Below are 25,242 nucleotides of genomic sequence, written 5' to 3' on the forward strand. Positions count from 1 at the left end.
TGTTGTTGCCATTTTATTTGCCTCCTATTAAAAAGCTCTGTTAATAGAAATCGATGTTTTGCGAGGAAAATTATTCCCTGCTTGATACATGGTTTTAGACAGGCTTTCAAGTAACGAAAGTTCCCGTCAATTCAACAAAACAATTGTGCAATGAGCAATTAATGATACGAATCATACCCATCGCTTTGATATTTTAAGAATTAATGAGCGTCACTTCAAGCGGTTAATCGATATTTCCAGTCGGTTAGCAACAGAGTTTTGTCACGTTTTTGTAAGAAAAATGTAATTGTCATAAATCTGTAACATTGCTGCCTTATAACGTTCGTCATCTTTATTGATTGTATTTTTTACTACGGATCAGAAACTGATGATGAAACCATACCGATTTATCTTGAAAGCTTTAGTTGCGGCCAATCTAGGCATGGTATCGAATACGCATGCTTTGGATTTATATGTTGATACGACCACCAAGCAAATTTATGCGGAACCGGGGCCGGGGCGTGTGCATATGGGAACTTTCGTGAAAGCCGACGCGCCTGCCAAAACCGAATCATCCAAAGTCGCGGAGACACCATTAAAAGCATCGTCCGATGCCGCGCAATTGGCTGAGGGTCAATCCGAGGAAATGAAAAGAAAATCTACGGAACGTCTTGCCAGAATCTCGGAAAAAGCCGAAAAGGCCCGGCTTGTCAATCAAGTATCAATCCTTGAAGAACGCGTGAAAGAAGTAGAAAAGATTCATGGTACTTTCGATGATCGCGGCTTGCATTGGGAAACCAAGGATGGCAATTTTTCCATGTCACTTAATGGACGAATACAGCCGGCTTCGCAATACAATTTCATTAACGAGCCTGATCCCGCTTTCGGGTCCAATACGCCGAACGAATTGAATAGCGGCATGAATGTTCGCCGCGCTCGTTTAGGTGCGGAAGGTACTTTTTACAAAATCTGGGATTATAAATTCGAGTTTGATTTTAGTCGTGGCAATGGTTCAGTGGCATCCGGAATTACTGATGCCTTCGTACGCCTTAATCACACGGATGCGCTGTCTTATAAAATCGGTTCTTTCAAAGAACCTTTCAGCTTGGAAGAAGCAGCCAGTAACCGCTATCTCACCTTTATCGAACGCCATATGTCGGTCAATTCCTTCGTGGATAACCCTAATACTTATAAAACAGGCATAGGCGTCAATTATGCAGTGAAACGATTCCAGACAGGATTGGCGTTCCAGACGGAACCGATCGGAGCTTGGTCAGCGGCTGCCACTTCGGTAAATGCCAATGGCAATCAAAGCCGTAATAACGGTTCTGGCGATACTGGTTGGGAAGGTATCGGCCGTGTCACAGGAAGACCGTGGATGGAGGATGATACGAAATTCCTGCACGTCGGTATTTCTGCAGGACATACCACTGTCAATACACAGTACCGAGCGGATGGAACAATGGTTGGCGAAGGCTCCAATGGTGGCGGTGGCGGGATGTCGTTCGTTGCATTCCCGGGCACGAATGTGGATCGCACGAATGTTCTCAACACCGGTAATTTAAGTAGCGGAGCGCTTGGTGATCCAAACCGTCGTCAGGTTACCAGTTATGACCGGTACGGTGCGGAAGGATGGTTTGTTTACGGTCCATTCTCTGCGCAAGGCGAATTTTTACGAACCAATATCAATGGCGTTGGTTATGATGGAGAACATCTAACCGGATATTATGGCTTTGCGAGCTACTTTCTAACCGGCGAATCCAAGGCGTATCACGTTAGAAACGGTGCTGCAAACCGGATTAAACCGAATCGTCCGTTTCAGTTTAACGGATCGGGCTGGGGCGCTTGGGAAGTCGCCGTCGGTTATGATTACATCAACATGAATTCGGGCGTTATTGCAGGCGGTAAAGCGGATATGATTAGATTCGGTTTAAACTGGTATCCGCATTCGAACGTGAAATTTCAGGCAAACGTTGTTCATGTGCTCGATATCAATACAGCGGGAACGCCCACCACCAATACCAATGGCTATTCCGGCGGTGCCGGCGCACGTACTCATGGATGGAATAACGCCGATTTCAGCGCATTCCTGACACAATGGACCATCGATTTTTAGTGGGAATTATTTTGAGTATGAATAGCAATCCTTACAAACGGGAGTACGAAATGCCAACGCTATACAATTTTAAGGGATTAATTTTTCTATTTGCATTGAGTATCTGGGGCGGTGTTACCGGCAATGTAAACGCGCAATCGATCATCAAAATCGACGGTTCCAGCACGGTTTATCCAATTACCCAAGCGATAGCCGATCAGTTTCAAGAAGTTAGGAAGGGGGAAGCCCAAGTGACGGTTGCTGTTTCAGGCAGCGGTGGCGGTTTCAGGAAGTTTTGCCGGGGAGAGATCGATATTGTCAATGCTTCTCGCCCGATCCTGAAAAGTGAAATGAAAGAATGCAAAAATGCCGGGGTGCAATATGTAGAAATACCAGTGGCGTTCGATGCGTTGACAGTAGCGATTCATCCCGACAATACCTGGAGCAGAATCATGACGGTTAAGCAGTTGAGAAAAATCTGGGAACCGGTTGCCGAAGGTAAAGTGATGCAGTGGAATCAAATCAACCCGATTTGGCCGGCGGAGACAATCAAGTTGTTTGGTCCGGCAAGGGATTCCGGCACTTACGATTATTTTACCAAGGCGATTGTTGGAAAATCGAAGTCAAGCCGTACAGATTTTACCAAATCCGATGATGATACCGGCTTGATGGAAGCTATAGCGGGCGATAAAAATAGCTTGGGCTTCCTGGGGTTTGCGTATTACATTGAAAACCAGGATAAAGTCACCGCGGTGGCGATTGACAGCGGCAATGGTCAGGGAGCGGTTCTGCCTTCGGTGGAGACTGTCGAAGACGGCAGTTATCAACCGTTATCCCGGCCCATGTTTATCTATGTCAGTCTCAAGGCCGCCGAGAAAACGGAAGTGAAAGGATTTGTCGAGTTTTATCTAAAAAATGCGTTGTTAATGGTGAAGAAAACACATTTTTTTCCATTGCCACCGCGAGCGTACTCAACCATGCTTGGACATTTCAATAAAAAAAGAGAGGGTACGGTTTTCAACGGTCTGCCGGTGATTGGTTTGACGATTGACGAATTGATCCGCCGTGAAGAGCGTTTACAATACGAGAACTATTAGCTTGGGAAATTTGTAATTAGTTTGGGTGTACACAGATCGCCGGAGAATTGTTTGCGTTGTTGTCGCAGTAAAGAAACAGTCGGGAAATATCCATTTATCGGGGATGAATCGAATTTCTCGTCTGTTTTTTTCTTGTACCGATTCACCTCATAATGTTTTTTCAAAAAGTCGTGGCATTCATTTATGATATGAACTGTTTTCGTAATTATTAAATTGATCCCACTGCGTCTTCGGTAATCGTTCAGATCATGCCTTTCAGCCCAATCATTCTATGGACAGACACGCTTATCTATTTGTTTGTCATAACAATATTCTTCTGGGTTTGGTATGTGCGCCGTAACGAGCATTTATTGATGCCGTGGAAGCGGGTTGGACACAGCGCCAGCGGGATGTCGGCGCTCACGGTGTTACTGTTTTTTCTTGTGGTTGGTTTGCTCGATACCGTCCATTTTCGGCCAGCGCTTGAACATAAGAATAATAAAGGCGAGACGATTTACAGCGTAGAGGTATTAAGCTTACTGGATTTAATTTTAACACCGCTTCGAACCAACATTGAGAAAACCTATTCCGCACCGCTCGCAACACATCTCTACGCAAAGGAAACAATCGAGTTGCCGGATGGGGAAAAAGTACGGGCTTTTGCACGCCTGGAATTTGGGGGGGCGCATTTGCGCGATCCTGAGAAAGAACATTTCTCGGATATTCTGGAACGGATTTTCAAAGGCCTGGCCTATGGTTTCTTGGCTTGGTTCGGCATAGCCTTCTTCTTAATAGTCTTTTTGTCTCGCCGCCATCAACAAAATTTCGCTCAAAGCATATCCGCCATTTGGCGGCGCACCGGCGAGATACCATGGTATGCGATCTTGATTACCTTATTGATTTTGCTGCTGCTCATCGGTTGCAGTGCAATGCTGGCAACGCACTATCATGTTTTGGGTACCGACAAAGTCGGTCAGGATGTGTTGTATCAATCGCTTAAAAGCATCCGCATCGCATTGGTGATTGGAACGTTGACCACGCTGATCATGCTGCCGTTTGCATTGCTGCTTGGCATCATGGCCGGGTATTTCCAGGGGTGGGTTGACGATGTCATTCAGTATATCTATACCACGTTGAATTCGATTCCCAGCGTGCTGTTAATTGCAGCGGCGGTGTTGATGATGCAGGTGTATATCGAAACCCATGCGGAGTTGTTTGAAACCGTTGCATCCCGCGCTGATTTGCGCTTATTGTTTTTGTGCATGATTCTCGGCGTGACCAGTTGGACAAGCTTATGCCGGTTGTTGCGCGGGGAGGCGCTGAAATTACGTGAAATGGAATACATTCAGGCGGCACATGCATTCGGGGTGTCACATTGGCGCATCATCAGCCGTCATATCTTGCCGAATGTGATGCATATTGTGTTAATTGCGACAGTCATGGATTTCAGTGGATTGGTGCTGGCCGAAGCGGTGTTGTCGTATGTCGGGGTCGGTGTCGATCCTTCAATGATCAGCTTTGGCACGATGATTAATGCCGCTCGGCTGGAAATGGCCCGGGAACCGATGGTGTGGTGGGCTTTGCTGGCAGCGTTCGGTTTCATGTTTACGCTGGTTCTGAGCGCCAACCTGTTTGCCGATGCGGTGCAAAACGCGTTGGATCCGCGCACCCGGACGCTGAAACTGAGCAGTCGCTTTTTTCAGCGGCATGGTAAAAGTGAAGTTCCTCCAAACAAAACTCCCGACGTCATGACTGCGACAGGTTTTCCTCATTCGAAATGAAAGCCGTGCTGGAAATAGAGAATCTGGCAACGGTACTCCATACCGGTAGCCTGCCGGTTCGGGCCGTCGATGGCCTATCGTTGAATATTTTGCAGGGAGAAACGTTCGCGCTATTAGGGGAATCCGGTTGTGGCAAGTCGATGACTGCTCTGTCGATTATGCGATTACTGCCGGATGTGGGCGAGATCGTTACCGGGCAAATCAAAATTCATGGCGTGGATCTGTTGCAATTACCCGAAGCGGCTATGCGCAAAGTGCGTGGTAAGCAGATCAGCATGATTTTTCAAGAACCCATGTTAAGTCTGAATCCGGTTTTGACGATCGCTGAGCAAATTGGAGAAGTATTAAGACAGCATCTTAGTCTGCCGCCTGCATATCAGCAGGCGCGCATTCAAGAATTGCTCGAGCAAGTCGGTATCCCGGATGCGCAGCGGCGCATGCACGAATATCCGTTTCAATTTTCCGGGGGTATGAAGCAACGCGCCATGATCGCTATGGCGTTAGCCGGTGAACCCGAACTGTTGATCGCCGATGAGCCGACGACTGCCTTGGATGTTACGATTCAAGCGCAAGTGCTCGATTTGATGCGGCAGATCCAGCAACGTACACGCATGTCGATATTGCTGATTACCCATGATCTGGGGGTGGTGGCGGAAATGGCGCAACGCGTGGCGGTCATGTATGCCGGAGAAATCGTCGAGCTGGCACCGCGAGCGGATTTTTTTCAGCAACCGGCGCATCCTTATTCGCAACAATTGTTTGCTTCGTTACCCGGCAAACATAAACGCGACCAAGCGTTGACGGTGATGAATGGCAATGTGCCGTCGTTATCACAGCAATTCAGCGGCTGCCGTTTTGCGGATCGTTGCAATCAAGTGATGGCGATTTGCCGTGATAGGGTTCCGCCATGGCATCGATTCAGTGACGATCATCGAGTACGCTGTCATTTGTATCAACCCGGCACCACGCATGCGATACCGGCAGTTATCGCAATTGGCGAACAAAAGGTGCAATCTGAAGCAAGCCGGACGGATGAGACGTTATTAAACGTGGCGGATCTCAGCGTGCATTTTCCGATTCGTAAGGGCTTGTTCAAACGCGTGGTCGGCCATATTAAAGCGGTCGATGGCGTGTCGTTACGGATCGCCTCTGGAAAAACATTGGCGCTGGTTGGGGAATCCGGTTGCGGTAAAACAACGATCGGCAAGAGTATCCTGCAGTTAATCCAGCCCACTGCGGGTAGCGTGCGGTTTAAAGGACAAGAGCTGGTGGGTTTGAAAAGAAGTCAGTTAAAACCGATACGTTCGCAGTTCCAAATTATTTTCCAAGATCCCTACTCATCATTGAATCCGCGCATGCGTATTAAGGAAATCTTACAGGAAGGCATGAGCGCATTGAAGGTTGGCGCCGTCAGCGGATCATCGAATGACGAATATTCGAACGTTAACTCAAGAGAGCGGGAAATCGATTCGTTATTGCAACGTGTTGGATTGCCTGCTGAGTTAAAATGGCGATATCCGCACGAATTCTCAGGTGGTCAGCGTCAGCGCATTGCCATTGCCCGTGCTTTGGCGGTGAATCCAAAATTATTGATTTGCGATGAGCCGACTAGCGCTTTGGATGTTTCGGTGCAAGCACAAATTCTGAATTTGTTGAAAACGCTGCAAAATGACCTAGGGCTTGCTTTTTTGTTTATTACCCACAATATTGCTGTTGTAGAATATTTAGCCGATGAGGTAGCTGTCATGTATCTCGGAAGGATCGTTGAACGCGGACAAATCGATGAAGTAATGAGGAACCCCAGACATCCCTATACGCAGGCATTGTTGTCGTCGGTTCCACAGATTTCCGCTGATGCCAGCCGGCAATTTGTACCTTTAAAAGGGGACTTGCCGTCACCGGCTACACCACCGGTTGGGTGTCATTTCCATCCGCGTTGCGAAAAAGCGATGGCGGTATGCCGGGAGCGCTACCCGTCGGCCAGTTCTTTTAGTGCAACGCATTCCGCTCATTGTTATCTTTATTCATCCGAACAGATCTCTTGAAATTATGAGTATTCAACACGAAGTGGCGCGTCGCCGCACATTCGCTATTATTTCGCATCCTGATGCCGGGAAAACCACGCTGACCGAGAAGTTGTTGATGTATGCCGGGGCGATTCATATTGCTGGTAGCGTTAAGGCACGTAAAGCCAGTCGTCATGCGACATCCGATTGGATGGAAATCGAAAAGCAGCGTGGGATCTCCGTGGCTAGTTCGGTCATGCAAATGGAATATCGCGATTGCATCATTAATTTGCTGGATACGCCGGGTCACCAGGATTTCTCGGAAGATACTTATCGCGTATTGACAGCGGTTGACGCCGCGCTCATGGTGATCGATGCCGCCAACGGTGTTGAAGCGCAAACCTTGCGGTTGCTGGAAGTTTGCCGCGCTCGCAATACACCGATCGTGACATTTGTTAATAAAATGGATCGCGAAGTGCGAGAACCGCTGGATCTGATCGATGAAATCGAACGTACGCTCGGTATGTCAACGATCCCATTTACCTGGCCGGTTGGTATGGGAAAGAATTTTCAAGGCGTGTGCGATTTGCAAAATAATTGCATGCGCGTTTTTCAGCCGGGATCCGACCGCGTTGACAGTAGCGGTGAGGTGATTGCGCAATTTGACGATCCGCAGATCCAGCAACGTTTTGGTATGGACTTAGATACCGCATTGCAGGAAATTGATTTAATCAAGGGCGCGTCTCCGGCTTTCGATCATGAAGCATTTCTAGCCGGCGAGCAAACACCGGTATTCTTCGGTTCGGCAATCAATAACTTCGGTGTGCGGGAGATTCTTGACGCTTTGGTGGATCTTGCGCCGCCGCCCGAGTCTCGTAACGCTATCCAGCGCGAAGTGCAACCGAATGAGAAAAAATTCTCCGGCATGGTATTCAAAATCCAAGCCAATATGAATCTGGCGCATCGTGATCGTATTGCGTTTGTGCGTGTTTGTTCCGGTCATTTCAAACGCGGCATGAATTTGAAAGTGGCGCGTAATGGCAAGGATATCCGCACCAGCACGGTGGTATCGTTTTTGTCGCAACGCCGCGATATTCTGGAAGAAGCTTATCCCGGTGATATTATCGGTATTCCCAATCATGGCACGCTGCAATTGGGGGACACGCTGACCGAAGGCGAAGTTCTGCAGTTTACGGGTCTGCCGTTCTTCGCTCCGGAGATTTTCCGGACGGTTGAAATTACCGATCCGTTACGCAGTAAGCAACTGAAACTAGGATTGGCGCAGCTTGGAGAAGAAGGTGCGATCCAGGTTTTTCGCCCTCATCTTGGTAATATGCTATTGCTCGGAGCAGTCGGTACGCTGCAGTTTGAGGTGGTCGCACACCGTTTGCAACACGAATACGGGGTCGCAGCTCGTATCGCTTCCGCTAAATACCAATTGGCGCGTTGGGTGACGTGCGATGATTCCCGTGAGCTGCAACGGTTTATTGAGGCCAATGCGCATCGTATTGCATACGATGCGGTTGATGCACCGACCTTTCTGGCTTCATACGGAGCGGAATTGAGTGTGGCTCAGGAAAATTGGCCGGCGATTCGTTTCCATAAACTGCGCGAACATGCTGGTTTGGTCTTCCAGAACCACATGAATGGATAATGCGAACCATGATGGTGTGGCAATGGCTTCTGGTATCGTGTTTGTTTCTGGTTTTGCCGTTGCGTGCAGGCGATGTGTTAATGTCAAGCAGTGCGAAAACCCGATTTGTTGTAATCGGCGACATGCCATACACCGATGCGGAATATGCATTGCTGGAACAGCCCGACGGTGCTCTCGCAAAAGCGATTAGGGCCGTAGATCCACCGGTTCTAATCCATTTAGGTGATTTTAAGAAGGGGCGGTTGAGTTGCAGTGACGAACTGTTGCAGGATCATTATCGCCAAATCGCGTTTCTAAATCCCCACAAAACGGTATACACCCCCGGTGATAACGATTGGACAGATTGTGACCGTTTTACCTTATCGGGCCGCTATGATGAACTGGAACGACTGAGTTTTCTTCGTCAACTTTTCTTTCATCTGGATCCATGGCAATTGACCAAGCATATTTCGGGTTTGACCCGCCAGGAAGGGTTTGTTGAAAATGTTCGCTGGCGCATCAATCAAGTTGTTTTTGTAACGTTGCACATTCCAGGAACTAATAATGGCCGCAGAGAGATTTTGCGGAGCAACTTGGATGATGCGTTAAATGAAGCGGACTTTCGTGATCAATCGAATAAGCAATGGCTAAATCAGTTATTCCTGGCAGCGGATACTGCACAAGCCGTTGTGATAGCATTTCATGCGGATATTTTTGATTTTGATTACGAGAAACCTGCATGTACTCCCGGTAATCGTACCGATTGCGATGGCTATCGCATGTTGCGCGATGAAATCAAGCATCACGCAGCACAGTTTAAAAAACCAGTTCTAGTGGTGCATGGGGATACACCCGCGTATTGCTTTCATCAACCCTATGCTGTAATTCCAAATTTATGGCGACTTAATGCACCTGGCGACTACAAATATATCGATGCCAGCCAAATCATATTTGATCCGGATAATGAAAATATGCCATTCGTTGTAACCGGTTTACTCGACCGTAAATCCGCGCCAGAAGTATGTAATGATGACATTTTTAGTCTTTCGGATTCTTCCGTGTTTACCTTTTTGGGAAATCTTTAACCATGATATTCAGCATGACCGGTTACGCTACTGTCCGCGAAGAAACATCTTACGGATCGTTTAACTTGGAAATTCGTTCGGTCAATAACCGTTTTCTTGATATCCAGCTTCGCTTGCCGGATGATTTCCGCCGATTGGAAACCGCGATGCGGGAGCTGCTGACCGCGCAACTAGGCCGTGGCAAAATCGAATGCCGGATGGTTTTTTCTCATGCGCATGCTGTAGAAATCGATCAGCAATTCGATCACGGCTTGTTGGAGCGATTGATGCGACTGGAGCAGACAATCAGAACACGTTATCCTTCCGCGGCTTCTTTAACTGTCGCAGAAATCTTAAGGTGGCCGGGCATACTTGAAAACGATACAACGCCAAATGAGGAATGGGATGAAGTCGGTATGAGATTGCTGCAAACGGCATTAAAAGATTTAAAAGCTGCAAGGATGCGCGAAGGGGATAAACTGAAATCCGTCTTGTTTGATCGCATTTCTCAAATGCGCCAATTGTTGCAAGCTGCATCACCGCGTATCCCGGCATTGATTGCTGCTTTCGAAGAAAAGCTGCGGATTCGGTTGGAAGAAATTCTCGGCGGCAACGAAGATGAACGTATTCACCAGGAAATTACACTTTTTGCCAGCAAAATTGATGTCGATGAAGAATTGTCGCGCTTGCAAGCGCATCTTGACGAAGTGGAACGTATTCTGAATCAAGGCGGTGCGGTTGGTAAAAGGCTGGATTTTATGATGCAAGAATTGCATCGCGAAGCCAACACGATTGGCTCGAAATCGGTTGATCTGGAAATTTCACGGATTGCCATGGAATTAAAAGTACTTGTCGAGCAGATGCGTGAACAAGTGCAGAATATTGAGTAATCGTTTTACTATATTAGACAAAAAATGAATCACCCCGGATCTTCTGGAGATTGTTTGCATTGAATCAAGTTGCATCAGCAGATTCTTTTAATTGGCGATAATATGCCATTTCAGATTCCGCTGGTGGAAGATTTTCAATCGATTACAACAATCGGTGATTATTAAACCAATCCACCTATTCCAGAGCGACAAGCTTCACTTCACGATCAGGTTAAAGCTGTGGTACTTGCTATGGTGGCAATAACTCGGTCGACGCCCGCCTACCCTCAATTGCTGTCAATGGAATACTTGATGAAGGACAGTTCATAGGCTGGATTTTTAAATCAAACAGGCTGCTGGATATTTGACAAGCTTTTCAACCATGATCTGATCCGGTTTCTCTGCGTAAACTGGTGTCATGATTCAACGGCAACTTTATCTGGTGGCTTACGATATATCCAGCAACCGGCGTTTGCGCAAAGCGCTGCATGTGCTGCGCGGTTATGCATCGGGTGGGCAGAAATCGGTATTCGAGTGTTATCTGACGCATGCCGAAAAATCCTGTTTGCTGAAGAGTATCAGCACGATCATCGATCCGAATGAGGATCGATTCATTGTGCTGAAGTTGAGCGGGGGAAGCCATATTCATACACTTGGCAAAGCAGTGCTTCCTCAGGATGGTTCTTTTTATTATGTCGGGTGATTGATGAACTGTTTGTATCTTGACCGGAAGAATCTGGAAATCAGATTGGATGGCCAGGCATTGGCTTTGTACGAAGAGGGTACAAGGAAAGGATCAGTGCCGCTGCATTTGCTGGAACGCGTCGTCATGCGCGGTAATGTGCAACTGGAAAGCCGGGTGCTCGGTGCGTTATCGGCGCGGAATATCGGCTTGTTGGTGCTTTCCGGGCGCAGTAGCGAGGCGACGGCCATATTGGCGGGAAGACCCCATAACGAGAGTTCCCGTAGGCTGGGACAATATCGCGTGAGCCTGGATGATGATTTGCGTGCTCCGCTGGCGCACTGGCTGGTGCTGGTAAAAGTGCGCGCGCAAAAGCGTCTGCTGCGTGAAGCTTTGCCGGTGCGTGCGGATTTGCGGCATGCGCTGACTATAGCAGTGCAGCGGCTGGACAACATCATGAATCAATTGCGAGCAGATTCCAGCATACCGTCACTATCAAGCCTGCGCGGTTTCGAAGGCGCTGCCGCATCCGCTTATTTCAGCGGTTTTACGCAATTATTTGCGCCATCTTTGGATTTTACAGGACGAAAAAAACGCCCCGCGCCCGATCCTGTAAATGCATGCTTGTCGCTGGGCTATACGCTTTTGCATCATGATGCCGTGTACGCCTGCCATATCGCCGGACTGGACACGATGCTGGGTTTTTATCATGACATCAGTTTTGGACGGGAATCGCTGCCCTGCGATCTTATGGAGCCATTGCGTCCGCTGATCGACCAGTGGGTGTGGTGGTTGTTTCGTGATCGCATCCTGCGGATAGAGCATTTTAGCGATGACAACGGGCGTTGCTTGCTGAATAAAGCCGGGCGCAAGCATTTTTACGGCTTTTACGAAGCGAATAGTGGGCCTGCCAGACGCTTGCTGCGGCGATACAGTCATGCGCTGGCCAAACGTTTCCAGTTAATACATGGCGGCGAATGATGCGGCCGCTGTATATCGATGGCGCTCTCGGCTGCCGGGTAACATGGGATGATCCTGCCCTGCGGATAATTGTGCCGGATCGGGCGGATCAGTTGTTTCCACTGTCGCGGATTTCACGAGTAGTTTGCAAAGGCAGCGTGGAGTGGTCTATGCAAGCGTTACTGGCCTGTGCTGATGCGGGTATTCAATTGCTGTTTCTGGGGAAAGACGGTGAAATTCGCGCGCGCTGGCTGGGTCAAAGTGGCGAACGGCAGCGGCTGACTCAAAGATTGATCGATTTGTTGTCACGCACCGACGGGCCGGTGCTATATGCAAACTGGCTACTGTCAATGGAAAAACTGGCGGCGCGCAGTTGTGGGCGACGAATTGGCCTGTGCGATTGGCGCGAACGTCCTGCGTTGGAACTGCACCGACAGATCAGGCAAACACTGGGTCATCATGGCAGGCATCGCGCAGCATTAATCCAAAACATCCTCTATAGTGAGTTGCTGGTTTGGCTGCCGGAATGCGGTTTTGAACGGGACAATGAAATGTTGCTGTCGATGGAGCTTGATCTAGCGACTGATCTGAGCCGGTTGTTGCTTTGGGATTACTATATCGCGCTCCTGGAACCGGACGCGGCAGAACGCGGCGGAAATGCCTTGCAAGTCATGGCGGAATTGTTTCAGCAGCGTCAAGAACGCTGTTACAAGCTGTTTCGAAGCAGCATCAACAAACTACATCAATTTTTACTGGGAGTGAGCTGATGGCAGACAGTCAGGGCAATTTATATCTGATGGCATACGATATTGCGGATCCCAAACGCCTTGCACGGATTCATCGTCTATTGAAGCAACAAGGATTGCCCGTGCAATATTCGGTGTTCACAGTAGTTCTCAAGCGCAAGGCTTTGCTGCGTCTTCTGGAACGAATCAATGCACTGATCAATCAGCGCGAGGATGACGTGCGCTGTTACCGCCTGCCGGAAAATAGACCCGCCGAGATACTCGGTCAGCAATATTTTCCCGACGATGTCATGCTGTTTACCGGTGGAGTCAATCGCATGTTGACGCGGCATTGATATTCGCAGCGGCGGTTCTGTTTTGACAAACCCAGCGGTATTGAATATAAACAATCAAAGGTAGCGGCGCACGATATCTACCGACTTTGATTGATACATGAAAAAAAGAAAATGACAACAATCAATAACCCTTCCATTCCACTCAACAGCTATCGTTTTTACTTTGATACGGATCATCCGCTACGCCTGCCGGATTATCCCGGTTCTGCCTGGCGCGGTGCATTTGGCCATGCCTTGAAAAAGACAGTCTGCGTCGTGCGCAATACGCCTTGTCAGCAGTGTTTGTTGAAACAGGCTTGCGCCTATAGTTATATTTTCGAGACGCCGCCGCCAGCCGATACCGAAAAAATGCGCAAATACACCGCCACGCCGCATCCGTTTGTTCTTCGCTTTGCCGTAGCAAAATCCGCAACGCAGGAATTGAGTATTGATATGAACCTGTTTGGTCATGGCCAGCGTTTTTTTCCCTATATTATTCACGCCATGCACATGGCGGGGCAGGATGGCGTCGGCGGAAACCGGCAGCCGTTCCGTTTGAACAGAGTCGACGCGATTGATTTTCAGGGTCAGCCTATCACGGTATATCAGGAAGCGGAATTACGCAGCCAGCCGCCGCTGCAAAGCCCGCCGTTGCCTGAAATGCCGGAAAAAATCAATATTACTTTTCATTCGCCGGTGCGTATCAAGCAGGATAATAAAAATCTTGCCGCTGCTCATTTCAGCTTTGGCGCATTGTTTGGTTCCTTACTGCGGCGTATTTCAATGATCTGCTACTTTCACACCGACACGCCATTGGAAACCGATTTTGTCGGACTAACCGCCGCTGCTCGAAACTTTCAATTCAGCGCGCAGAATCTTCATTGGTACGACTGGACGCGCTATTCCTCCCGCCAGCAAACCGAAATGCAAATGGGCGGATTGCTGGGCACTGTCAGCCTGAACATGCAGGGCTTGGAAGATTTCTGGCCCTATCTCTGGCTCGGCCAGTGGACGCATGTCGGCAAGGGCACCAGCATGGGCATGGGCGCATACACGATCGAACCGGCAAGCTTGCCGGATGCTTAATCCACAAGGCAACAGCTATACTGACGCAATGAATGCGCAATCCATTTTATTGGCCGTTACCGGACTGACTCCGCAGATTGTCACCGAAACACTGTTCGCCCTGCATGATCAGGGCGAACAACTGCCTTCAGCTGTTCATATCCTGACCACGGCGGAAGGCTGCCAGCGCGCCAGACTGACGCTGATCAACGATGGCTGGCTGGCGCGTTTCTGCCGCGATTATCATCTGAAGCAGCCGGATTTTACGGAAGCCAGTATTCATGTTCTGCGGCAAGCCAATGGCGAACCGTTGACCGACATTCGCACACAGGCTGACAATCAAGCCATGGCCGATGCCATTACCGAATGGATCAGGACTTTTACCGCCGACCCGTATACCGATTTACATGTATCGATTGCGGGTGGCCGAAAAACCATGGGTTTTTACGCGGGTTACGCCTTGTCACTGTACGGCCGCGCCAGAGACCGGCTCAGTCATGTACTGGTGTCGCCCGATTACGAATCGCACCCGCAGTTTTATTACCCGACGCCCTATTCGCACGTCATCTATGGCAACGACCCCAGCCGCAAGCCGCTGGACACGCAGAATGCAGAAGTCATGCTGGTCGACATCGCCTTCGTGCGCCTGCGGCATGGGCTCGATCAGGCTTTGCTGGAAGGTAAAGCCAGTTTCAGCCAGTCGGTGGCAGCCGCGCAACAGGCGCTTGGGCCGGCGCATCTGACCATCAACTTAAAAAACCGTCAGTGCATCGCGCACGGTAAACCGGTCAGACTCAGTCCCGCTGATTTGGCGTTTTATCTCTGGTTGTTGCAGCGGCAAACCGATGGACAACCATCGCCGCATTGCCCCAGCGACGGCGCACCGGATGACACTTACGCCAGTCAGTTTTTACAGCACTACCGCCGGATCAACGGCGAACTTGGCGGTGCCGACCGCACTATCGATACTTTGAAGGATGGCATGAGTAAAACCTTTTTCGAGCAGCGTAAATCAAGAATCAATAAAACGCTGACACAAACCCTGGCTTATGCGGCGCAACCGTATTTGATAACGCCGGAAGGGAAGCGGCCGAGGACGACATACCGAATCAATTTAAGTATTGAACAGATACAGATTATTCATTAAACCGGAAATATGGCATGAAAAAACACGATCACATTGTTTTAGGTTGCTTATTGCACGACATCGGTAAGTTTTTTGAACGTGCGGAAGTTTTGGATCAGTACCGTAAAAACGAAGAAAAACGCCAGGGCTATTGCCCAAAACACTCAGATGGTTATTACACGCATATTCATGTATTGAATACCTTGGCTTTTTGTGAGTTGCTTGCTGAGAAAGTGCCGCAAATTCAGCCCGAAGAGCATCAGACGACTGTAACTGCGGATCAAAACTGGATCAATCTGGCGGCCTACCATCATGCGCCATCCGAAAGACAGGAGGCTTATTTGGAAAAAGTTGTTCAGGCAGCCGATCATTTTGCAAGTGCGGAACGTGAGCAAGGCAGTTTTTATGAGCAAGGTATTCATAAAAAAACCCGGCTTGAATCTCTTCTTGGACGAATTCAGATTGGTGAAACCGCCAGGCAAAATGAACATTTTTTACCGCTTAATTTTTTGGAATTATCGGGAGAACACGTTTTTCCTAGGCAGGCTGCCACTTTTGGCATGGAAAGGAAAAGTGTCGCATGGCTGAGCCAAAGTAGTTTGGTTTCAGACTACCAAGCAGTGGCAAACCGTTTTCTATCCGAACTGGAGGGGTTGCAACAATTTCAAGCCAATATAGCCAAGGAGAAAATCCTCAAATCCGTCTTTCGCAGCTTGCTAAGTATCATGGAACGCTATTTGAGCCAAATACCGGCGGCAACGAACATACAACACCCGGATATCTCTCTTTTCGACCATCTTCGGATTACTGCGGCAATTGGCGAAGGCTTGTATCTGCATCATGAGGAAGCTGATCAGACCAGCGGATTCAGCGACCAAACAACGGTCAAATGGCAGTTAGTTTGCGGTGACTTCTCGGGCATTCAAAAATTTATTTACAAAATCACCAGTAAAGGTGCCGCCAAAGGCTTGCGAGGCCGTTCGTTTTTTATTCAATTGTTGTGCGACGCCGTTGCCGAGCGAATCATTCGCGATCTGGGACTTTACCCAACCGCGAGAATTTATTCCTCGGGTGGCAAATTTTACTTGCTGATCCCTGCGCACCTGAAAGATCAAGTCAAGCACATTGCCGACTCTGTCAATAAAGCTTTACTTGATGAATTTCAGGGTGAAGTGTTTTTAGGTGTGGGTTTTGCCGACATCTTTGGCGATGACTTCAGGGAAGGTAATATGGGCAAGCGCTGGCAGCAAGTGAACGAAGACTTGCAAAAGCAACGCTTACAACCCTTCAAAAGCCAGGTCAGCGGAGACATCGAATGTTTTTCCCAACAAACTCAACATGAACGCGGCGCGTGTAAGATTTGCGGACGTGATGATGCTCAGGCAGAAATCAACAATCAACAAAACTGCAAGCAATGTCACAACTTGGAACGACTGGGGCAAGTATTGGCTGATGCACGTTATTTGTTTTGGGTATGGGGCGAAAATCGGAAAACGGTGAAAAACAAAATCCAGGGTCACCCATTTTTTATGTCGTTGCCGGGCACCGATTGTGATCTATATTTTTTAAATGATGAACCACAGTTTAGCGAGCTGACCGACTTATCTGAATCACACCTTGAAGCCCTCAATGAATGGATTCCGTTAAGACCTAACCTACAAGGTTATTCGCAAGGCATTCGCTATGTCGGCAAGTGGCAGGATTATAAAGACAACGGAAGTCGCGATTTCAAGGACTTTGCAGATAATGCACTGGGTATCAGCCGCATGGGCGTGTTGAGGATGGACGTGGATAATCTGGGTGAAATATTCATTCGCGGCTTGAATTTCGGTAAAAAAGACGGCGATGGAAAACAAGCCAGTATGGGTTCGTTATCTCGTGTCGCGACGGTATCCAGACAATTACACTTGTTCTTTGCCGGCTATTTACACCGGATTCTCGACGATTACCCGCAATGCCAGATTATTTACGCCGGTGGGGATGACGTATTCATCATTGGCAGTTGGAACGAGTTACCGGATGTTGCGCAAAAAATCCGCAGCGAGTTCAGCCGCTATTGCGGCACTAATCCATGCTTTACCTTGTCCGGCGGCATTGCAATGGTCGGGGGCAGATACCCCATTTCACGCGCCGCAGAATTGGCCGGGCAAGCGGAAGAGCAAGCAAAACATTTACAACGCGGTCAAAAACAAAAAGAAAAAGATGCGTTGAGCTTTCTGGAAACCGCCATTGGCTGGGAAAGCTTTGACGAAGCGGTTCGATTGCGCGATATTTTGTTGAATATTATCAAAGAGACTGAGAGTCAAGCTATCATCGACCGTTTGCGGCAAGTCGTGATTGCCGTCGACGAAATCAAAGCGAGGGAAAAATCGGGTCAGTTTCAAGAAATGATTTATTGGGACAAATGGCGCTGGCGACTGGTTTACAACCTCAAACGAATGCAAAAACGTTACCCGGAAGTTGAGTCCCAACTCGAAAATTTACAGCAACAACTAATCACCCCGCAAACACCTTCAAACAAGCAGCCTGTGATGGAATGGCTGCAATTGCCGGTGCGTTGGGCGGAATTTTTAACGAGGAGCAAAGCAAATGACTGAAAATATCGAATCCTTTATAAGAAGAGATGATGCCGCGAGGGAAATGGTGAAATTCGCTGAAATCTTAGCTAAGAAGATTGTTGGTGATGTGACAACATCCCAAATCCGTAATGCCTATGGAACAGTTAAAAAATTGGAAATGCAAAATACTTTTACTGATAAGTCATATCGTGAGCTTTTGCTTTTAAAACCGAAACTCGCTTATGCCAGAGGTCGAGCTGAATCTAGAAAAAGAGATACTTTCAAACAATTGGAAGATGCTTTGGGTGCTGGAATTGATGCAGTTGATGTAAAGCAACCCGAGACCTTCAAACGATTTTGCAATTTCTTCGAAGCTATTCTGGCTTACCACAAAGCTAACGGCGGCAAATAAAAGGACACGAACATGAGCGAACAAACCAGCCCAAAACTGAAAAGCAAAATTTTCATCAAAGGCAAGATTACCGCATTAACCGGTTTGCATATCGGTGGCAATTCCATAGGCATGGCCATTGGTGGCGCGGATAAAGTCGTAGTCAGAAATCCATTGACCAATGAGCCCTATATTCCCGGTTCTTCATTGCGCGGAAAGATGCGTTCATTGCTGGAACGCGCGCGCGGCGACGAAAAGCATAACCCCGAGGAAGGCGGATTCAGCTTGAAAGAAGGTAAATTGGAAGCCCAAGCCGGCATCAACCCCGAAACCCTGCTCGGCAAACTCTTCGGTGTTTCTGCCGACAAAAATAACGGCCAGCCGACCCGCTTGATGGTGCGCGATGCGCATTTAACCCCAGCCAGTAAAGAACAACTGGAAAATGCGCCCAATACCGACATGCCGATGACCGAGGTCAAAACCGAAGTCAATATCGACCGTATCACCTCGGCGGCCAATCCACGCCAATTCGAACGCGTGCCTGCCGGAGCGGAGTTTAACTTTGAACTGGTTTTAACCCTTCTGGAAGGCGATGGCGAAAAGCAGTTTTTAAACCTGATCCGGGAAGGCCTGGAACTGGTGCAGCACGACAGCCTTGGAGGCCACGGTTCACGGGGTTACGGCGCAGTTGAATTCCGCATCGAAAGCTTGCAAGAGCGCACCATGCAGCACTATCAACAAGGTCAGGCGGCAAGCGATGTTAGCGACCAACTGGTTATACTATTCGCCAATTTACCATCAAATGCCGCCGCTGTCGCCGGAGCGTAATATGGATTGCTATCGGCTTAAGTTTACCGCACCGTTTCACGTCGATAGTCGCGGGAATGCTTTTTACGAGGAAAGCGGCAGTTTCATTCATTCGGATACCCTAAGCTCTGCGATTTTAGCGACATGGGCGTTGATTTGGCCGGAACAAATGAGCCAGCAAGCGCAAACACCCTCATTTCGTCTCAGTTCGGCGTTTCCGTTTTATCGGGATTGTTCTGATCGGTATTATTACTTTTTACCTCGACCTTTTAGGGAGTCGGTTTCTCCTCCGGATGGGTGGGATATGAAAAATAATAAGAAAATAAAAAAAATCCAATGGTTGGATGTTGATCAATGGAGAGCCTTTTGGACTGACAATAATTGGGAATATCGCATCAACCTGAAAGAAGATATTCAACAAGGTATTTTTGCCTGCCGGAATAAATATCTACCAGAAAAACTCTGGCTGGAAGAAGAGCGTCCGCGTCTGGCGATTGACCGGAATGACAACCAGGCCGCCGAAAGCCAAATATTTAATTTCAGTCGAATCTGGTTAGACCCAAACGGTGGTTTATACTTTTTGGCGGTATTCGACGATGAGGCGAGTCGGCAACAATTTGAAACCGCGCTAAGAGTATTGGGCGATAGCGGCATCGGCGCGGATCGCACCAGCGGCAATGGCTGCTTTACCCCGAGCAAAGGACAGATACCGGAATTGCAACTAGCCGAACATGGCCAAGCCGTAGCGTTATCGTTGGTCAATCCAGCCCCCAGCGATTGCCAGACTGGCTGGCTCGAAGGCTCTGCTTATAAGCTGGTATCGCGCGGCGGCTGGATCGGCGGCAGCGGCATACGCAAGCAGCGTGTGCGCATGTTTGCCGAAGGTAGCGTGTTTAACCAGCCATTGACGGGGCGGATGATCGATGTTTCGGTCGATCATCTGCCGCATAAAGTCTTTCGCGACGGACGCGGTTTTTTTGTCAAAGCGGGATGAGGTGAACATGAAAGGTATCAACCACACGGTCAAATTGGGACTTGAAATCATCACGCCGACGCAGTCCGGCTCCGGCACTGAATTGTTTAAAGAACTTGATTACATCGAACGTAACCAAATGGCTTTTATCGTTGATCAACAGGCCAGTTTTCAGGCGATAGCCTCCGGCAATCTGGCATTGGACGCACAGTTGTTGGCAGGTAATCGTTTGAGCGATTGGGTCAATGCGGCAGGACAGGATTTTGGTTATCGTCTGCCTTGGCTCGGCAGTACCGCAAAAGTGCCGGAGAAATTCCGTGAGCAACTCAAGGATGCCATGAACCGGCCGTACCTGCCTGGGTCAGCGATTAAGGGCGCGATTCGGACTGCTTTGATTGCTGACTGGTTGAGGTCGGCGAATAAAGCGAATATCGATTTGAGTCGGCAATTTCCGAAGAGAGATAAAAACGGAAGAGCACCAAATCCCAAATCGGCAGCAAAATATTTGCTCGAAGGACTTACAGGCAAAGACGCCAAACAAGACATCTTCCGTTCCTTTAAAGTCAAAGACACATTGTTCGCTAATTCAGAATTGCGCTTGACTGATATTCGCTGGTTGAACGAAACGCGTTGGCGCAGTATGAGTCAGCGCAAAAGCTTCGAAGGTTGGCAGCAAGCCGACGGCATTTATGCCGAAGTATTGCAACCGGAGGCATTGGGTATGTTGATCTTGCAGTGGGACGGCTTTTTGCTGAGCGATATCAGCACATGGCAACAAAACGGAACGGTTTCTGCAATCGCACCAAAGGATTTTGGCGATTTGAGGCAACGCCTCAATCGACACGCCGAGTACCGTTTACAGCGGGAAATCCAGTTTTACAAAGAACAAGGTAAGCCTGCACCAGAACAGGAATGTCAGCGTATTTTGAACATGATGAAAGCGGATCAGCAATCGGCTTACCTGCAAATATCCTGGGGTAGCGGTTGGCGCGGCATGACCGGCGATTGGGCGTCCGATGAACAAGTAAAAACCTTCAGAGAGCTATTCAATCTTGGCCGTACTGGCAAGCCTTTCCCCAAGACCCGCCGCTTGGTGGTTTCCGGTGAACCGAAACTGCCGATGGGCTGGGTAAGATTCTTGCCATACGAACTGGTCGCAGAAAAGTTGGAAACACAGCAAACCCGGCAACAAGCCAATAACGCACAGTCTGCCTGGGTGAATCAAAAACTCGCGCAAATCGCCCAACAAAATCGCAGCCCGGAAAAAGAGGCGTTGCGCGGCAAAACGCTCGCGGAAGCCTGGCAAGCCCTGCCGGAGGGGGAAGAAAGACAGGTTGCATTGGCGGATATAAAAGCACGCTGGCAAGCGGAAGGTTGGTGGGAGCAGCCTGGTGGTAAATCGGCTAAGCAAGCTAAAGCTATTTATGAGGAGTAGTAACAGCGGGGATTTGGCAATGACTATTCAAAATATCCAGTATCCAAATATCCGTTCAAAAGACATGCACGAATCAACCGACGCCAACGGTTGGCCAACCGGTTTTCTTGAAGAAACCTATGGTTGTTTGCAGAGAGTGCTGCCAGATCGAGAACCGCAAGGCGAATATGAACAGCGGCTGGAATTGAACGACAATCAATCAGAAAGCATGGACTGAAACATTATGCCCCAAATCCTCATCTGTACCGTCGGCGGAAGTCATCAGCCTATCGTTAGCGCGATCAACGATCTGCGACCGGATTTCGTGGTGTTTATCTGTACCGACAAAGACCAGGCGACCAATCAGCCCGGTTCCCGCGTACAAATCGAAGGTAAGGGTAACTGCATTAAAGCGCACAACGGCGATGCCAATCCCACTTTGCCCAACATTCCAACCCAAATCGGCCTTGCGTCAGAACAGTACGAAACGGTGCTGACCCTTTCCGACAATCTTGACCGCATTTATGTGGATTGTATTACCGCGATTGATGCCATCAGCCGCCGCTTTCCGGATGCCCGGATAGTAGCCGATTATACCGGCGGCACCAAGTCGATGAGCGCGGGGCTGGTGATGGCTGTAATGGAAAGTCCCGGCATTGACTTGCAGCTTGTTACCGGCAGCCGCGCTGATTTGATCAAGGTGCAGGATGGTTCACAGTTTTCCGGCAAAGCGGATTGCGAACAGGTGCGTTACCGGCGGTTAACCGAACCTTACCGGCGGGCATGGCAGCGCTATGCCTACAGCGAAGCGGTGGCGGGGCTGGCCGGACTCAAGCCGCCCGGCGGCTTGCGGGATGAATACACGCGCTTTCGTGAATTGAGCCGCGCCTTCGCCGAATGGGATAATTTCAATCATGCGCAGGCATTATCAATCCTGAAAACTTATGCGCCCAGCCTGCCGGATCATTTGAAGAAATATCTCAGCACCGCAAACCAACTGAATGACAACAATCAAGATAAATGCGATGCCGCCCGGTTGCTCGACCTCTATCGCAACGCCGAGCGCCGTGCTGCCCAGGGTCGCTATGACGATGCTGTAGCCCGCATTTACCGGCTTATCGAATGGAGCGCGCAATGGTTATTGAAAGTACAGGCCGGTATCGAGACCGGCGATGTCAGGCCGGAGCAAATTCCCGATCATCTAACCCTGACACAAAACCGTAAAGGCCAGTGGCAAGCGGGGCTGTTCAACGCCTGGCAATTGGTCAAGCATCACACAAAAGGGCCTGCGGCGGCTTTTATCACTGAGCAGGAAAACACCCTGCGCAGCCACATCGAAGCGCGCAATGCCTCGATACTAGCGCATGGTTTTAAGCCCATCCAAAATAGCCAATGGCAACCCATTTATGCATGGTTTGAAAGTCAATTCATTCCAATGCTCCTGGAAGAAACCGCAAAGTCCGGCATCAAAACCTTGCCGGCACAGCTCCCGGATGATTATCCCGGTTAAACCGGCAACCTGTGGAGTACCGCAAATCTGATGAAACTCAATACCCACCTCATCCTCGTCTCCGCCCAGCCCATTCCCAACATCACCCCCATGCTGGACGATGCTGTCAAGCCGAAGAAAGTCATCATGCTGGTCAGTCCGGATATGCAGGAACGGGCGCGGGCGCTGGAGAATATTTTCAAGCCGCGCGGCATCGGTGTTGAATCCCGCGCCATCGCGGACCCGTGGGATGCGGAGCAAGTCAGCGATACAGTGCTCGACATTCTCTGTCATTATCCGGATGGCGATATTGCGCTCAACGCCACCGGCGGCACCAAGCTGATGAGCATTGCCGCGTGCGAAGCGTTTCGCTCGGCGAATGCGCCGGTTTATTATGTGCACCCCCGGCATGACCGGCTGTTGTGGCTGTCGCCGAAACTGCCGCCGCACGAGCTGGCCGATCGTTTGAGACTGAAGGATTATCTGATGGCCTATGGTGCTGATCAGGTCGATATTCCTGCAGAAACGCAAAGCGTGCCGCCAGCGATTCAGGAACTGACACGCCAATTACTGGCCGGTATCGACCGTTACGCGGATGAACTCGGCGCGCTGAATTATCTGGCGTATCAGGCGAATAATCCGCGATTGAGCGCCAGAATCGATCACACCCGTCAGGCCCGGCCGGTGTTATGGGAATTGCTTGAATTATTCGAGAACGCCGGTATCTGCCGCCTCGAACACCGGCTGATCAGTTTCCCCGATGAGCCGGCGCGATTCATCGCAAATGGCGGCTGGCTGGAAATGCACGCGTATGCCGCCTGTTTTCAGTTGAAACAAAAATGCGGCATCCAGGATGTGGCGTGCAACATTACCATTCAGCGTCATCCGGCGGGCAAAACCGCGGTAAAAAATGAAATCGATGTCGGCCTGATTCATGCCAACCACCTGCATCTGATCGAATGTAAAACGAAACACTTTGAAAAGGATGCGGATATGCTGTATAAACTCGACAGCCTGCGCGACCTGATGGGCGGCCTGCAAGGCCGCGCGATGCTGGTCAGTTTCAATAACCTCGATAAAACCAGCCGCGCCCGCGCCAGGGAGCTCAATATTGCGTTATGCTGCCATTCCGATTTGAAACATTTGCAGCAGCATCTGGCCAATTGGCTTATCGCGTCAAGCTAACTTTCAAGAAATGAAATTTTCTGTCAATCCCATTTTTAAGCCTATGAAGATAAATGAGAAAACAGAACGAGCAGTTTGAACTAAAGACCTGATTAATAAGGGATTAAGACCTTTCACGTCAAGCGGATATGTAACGTTGCTCTGTTTGAACTAAAGACCTGATTAATAAGGGATTAAGACTATATCCTTACGACATACTCTTCGTTGTTCCAGGTTTGAACTAAAGACCCGATTAATAAGGGATTAAGACACAGGCAAAGTAAGCGCCTTAGCGATTTCTTCTTGGGTTTGAACTAAAGACCTGATTAATAAGGGGTTAAGATAAGTATCGTCAAGGCAATTGCCAATTATTTCCCGCTTGAATTAAAAACCTGCTCAAAAGGAATTAGCATTCCGGCTGAAGGATGTCCGGTTCACATGGATATTGATGATCAAACTTCAAGTTATAAGTTTATAAACAGGATTGACTGTCAGTGCTGTGCAAGTAGATGTCAGTTCCTGGAAAATACGTCAGCAAACTGTTCGCGAGTTTGATTTGACGTTGCAACGCTATGTTCGTGATGTCAGTTGTTTATTAATAATGCGACCGACCACTACTCGATGGAGTTCCTGTAAGATGATTTTGTAGAAACGCTCGCAAATTCGTTGGTTTGTGTAATGATTGGCTCGTTTTGGAATGCGCATTGTCATCGAACGTCAAATAGGGCTGGTAATCGTAACTTTCCGGCTTGTTGCAATATTCACAGTATCGCGGTTGATGGGATTCGGATGATATTTATACTTTTTGATTGATTCGGTTTTGCAATATCGCAACCCTCAGATGCTTGTTCCAATCGAATTAATAATGTGAATTAACATTTCCAGAATACCACTGACATTCAATCTCATTCTAATTAAATAAAATTCTCAATAGATAAGCTATCAGAGAGTTTTAGGTTTGTAGGATATATCCTAAGTAATTACATTACTTATTCCTTCTTTATAAGAAGAATAAGCCGACATAATATATTGCCTAATATTCCGTAATAG

The 25,242-nt window shown here is 48.8% G+C and carries 21 protein-coding genes; all 21 read left to right on the forward strand.

Features of this window, described 5'->3' with window-relative positions:
- The first annotated feature begins 370 nt into the window (after positions 1-370).
- The gene (locus KF839_RS12870; protein ID WP_416362372.1) at positions 371-2,095 is read left to right on the forward strand and encodes an OprO/OprP family phosphate-selective porin; all 1,725 of its coding nucleotides are present in this window, start codon (positions 371-373) and stop codon (positions 2,093-2,095) included.
- 50 nt (positions 2,096-2,145) lie between these two features.
- Positions 2,146-3,171 carry a PstS family phosphate ABC transporter substrate-binding protein gene (locus KF839_RS12875; protein ID WP_292918251.1) on the forward strand — a complete coding sequence of 342 codons (1,026 nt, stop codon included), beginning with the start codon at positions 2,146-2,148 and terminating at the stop codon, positions 3,169-3,171.
- 248 nt (positions 3,172-3,419) lie between these two features.
- Positions 3,420-4,931 carry an ABC transporter permease gene (locus tag KF839_RS12880; RefSeq protein ID WP_292918252.1) on the forward strand — a complete coding sequence of 504 codons (1,512 nt, stop codon included), beginning with the start codon at positions 3,420-3,422 and terminating at the stop codon, positions 4,929-4,931.
- On the forward strand, positions 4,928-6,976 hold the full coding sequence (locus KF839_RS12885; protein ID WP_292918253.1) for an ABC transporter ATP-binding protein: 2,049 nt from the start codon (positions 4,928-4,930) through the stop codon (positions 6,974-6,976). The genes KF839_RS12880 and KF839_RS12885 overlap by 4 nt, the downstream gene beginning before the upstream one ends.
- Positions 6,977-6,980: 4 nt before the next feature.
- Positions 6,981-8,591 carry a peptide chain release factor 3 gene (locus KF839_RS12890; protein ID WP_292918254.1) on the forward strand — a complete coding sequence of 537 codons (1,611 nt, stop codon included), beginning with the start codon at positions 6,981-6,983 and terminating at the stop codon, positions 8,589-8,591.
- An 8-nt stretch (positions 8,592-8,599) separates the two neighbouring features.
- Positions 8,600-9,655 carry a metallophosphoesterase gene (locus KF839_RS12895; RefSeq protein WP_292918255.1) on the forward strand — a complete coding sequence of 352 codons (1,056 nt, stop codon included), beginning with the start codon at positions 8,600-8,602 and terminating at the stop codon, positions 9,653-9,655.
- 2 nt (positions 9,656-9,657) lie between these two features.
- Positions 9,658-10,524 carry a YicC/YloC family endoribonuclease gene (locus KF839_RS12900; protein WP_292918256.1) on the forward strand — a complete coding sequence of 289 codons (867 nt, stop codon included), beginning with the start codon at positions 9,658-9,660 and terminating at the stop codon, positions 10,522-10,524.
- Between the two features lie 397 nt (positions 10,525-10,921).
- The gene (gene cas2, locus KF839_RS12905; RefSeq protein ID WP_292918257.1) at positions 10,922-11,206 is read left to right on the forward strand and encodes a CRISPR-associated endonuclease Cas2; all 285 of its coding nucleotides are present in this window, start codon (positions 10,922-10,924) and stop codon (positions 11,204-11,206) included.
- Between the two features lie 3 nt (positions 11,207-11,209).
- Positions 11,210-12,166: a CRISPR-associated endonuclease Cas1 gene (gene cas1 / locus KF839_RS12910; protein ID WP_292918258.1), complete on the forward strand. Its 957-nt coding sequence runs from the start codon at positions 11,210-11,212 to the stop codon at positions 12,164-12,166.
- Positions 12,166-12,912: a CRISPR-associated endonuclease Cas1 gene (locus KF839_RS12915; RefSeq protein ID WP_292918259.1), complete on the forward strand. Its 747-nt coding sequence runs from the start codon at positions 12,166-12,168 to the stop codon at positions 12,910-12,912. The genes cas1 and KF839_RS12915 overlap by 1 nt, the downstream gene beginning before the upstream one ends.
- Entirely contained in the window at positions 12,912-13,226 is a 315-nt protein-coding gene (cas2, locus tag KF839_RS12920; protein ID WP_292918260.1) for a CRISPR-associated endonuclease Cas2, read from the forward strand. The genes KF839_RS12915 and cas2 (KF839_RS12920) overlap by 1 nt, the downstream gene beginning before the upstream one ends.
- Positions 13,227-13,337: 111 nt before the next feature.
- Positions 13,338-14,291, forward strand: a complete 954-nt coding sequence (gene cas6 / locus KF839_RS12925; protein WP_292918261.1) for a CRISPR system precrRNA processing endoribonuclease RAMP protein Cas6 — start codon at positions 13,338-13,340, stop codon at positions 14,289-14,291.
- Positions 14,284-15,417 carry a CRISPR-associated ring nuclease Csm6 gene (gene csm6, locus KF839_RS12930; RefSeq protein WP_292918262.1) on the forward strand — a complete coding sequence of 378 codons (1,134 nt, stop codon included), beginning with the start codon at positions 14,284-14,286 and terminating at the stop codon, positions 15,415-15,417. Before cas6 ends, csm6 begins: the two co-directional genes overlap by 8 nt.
- 14 nt (positions 15,418-15,431) lie before the next feature.
- The gene (gene cas10, locus KF839_RS12935) at positions 15,432-17,993 is read left to right on the forward strand and encodes a type III-A CRISPR-associated protein Cas10/Csm1 (RefSeq protein ID WP_292918263.1); all 2,562 of its coding nucleotides are present in this window, start codon (positions 15,432-15,434) and stop codon (positions 17,991-17,993) included.
- Entirely contained in the window at positions 17,986-18,366 is a 381-nt protein-coding gene (csm2, locus tag KF839_RS12940; RefSeq protein WP_292918264.1) for a type III-A CRISPR-associated protein Csm2, read from the forward strand. Before cas10 ends, csm2 begins: the two co-directional genes overlap by 8 nt.
- A 12-nt stretch (positions 18,367-18,378) precedes the next feature.
- Complete coding sequence (gene csm3, locus KF839_RS12945; protein ID WP_292918265.1) at positions 18,379-19,173, forward strand: type III-A CRISPR-associated RAMP protein Csm3; 795 nt, start codon at positions 18,379-18,381, stop codon at positions 19,171-19,173.
- Positions 19,103-20,146, forward strand: coding sequence for a type III-A CRISPR-associated RAMP protein Csm4 (gene csm4 / locus KF839_RS12950; RefSeq protein WP_292918266.1), 1,044 nt, complete (start codon positions 19,103-19,105; stop codon positions 20,144-20,146). The genes csm3 and csm4 overlap by 71 nt, the downstream gene beginning before the upstream one ends.
- A gap of 7 nt (positions 20,147-20,153) precedes the next feature.
- The gene (gene csm5, locus KF839_RS12955) at positions 20,154-21,560 is read left to right on the forward strand and encodes a type III-A CRISPR-associated RAMP protein Csm5 (RefSeq protein ID WP_292918267.1); all 1,407 of its coding nucleotides are present in this window, start codon (positions 20,154-20,156) and stop codon (positions 21,558-21,560) included.
- 19 nt (positions 21,561-21,579) lie between these two features.
- Entirely contained in the window at positions 21,580-21,777 is a 198-nt protein-coding gene (locus tag KF839_RS12960) for a hypothetical protein (RefSeq protein ID WP_292918268.1), read from the forward strand.
- Between the two features lie 6 nt (positions 21,778-21,783).
- Positions 21,784-23,049, forward strand: a complete 1,266-nt coding sequence (locus KF839_RS12965; RefSeq protein ID WP_292918269.1) for a TIGR02710 family CRISPR-associated CARF protein — start codon at positions 21,784-21,786, stop codon at positions 23,047-23,049.
- A 30-nt stretch (positions 23,050-23,079) separates the two neighbouring features.
- Positions 23,080-24,213 (forward strand): Card1-like endonuclease domain-containing protein, encoded by a 1,134-nt coding sequence (locus tag KF839_RS12970; protein WP_292918270.1) that lies wholly within the window; start codon positions 23,080-23,082, stop codon positions 24,211-24,213.
- Positions 24,214-25,242: the final 1,029 nt, after the last annotated feature.

This window comes from Nitrosomonas sp., from assembly GCF_019635155.1.
GTDB lineage: Bacteria > Pseudomonadota > Gammaproteobacteria > Burkholderiales > Nitrosomonadaceae > Nitrosomonas.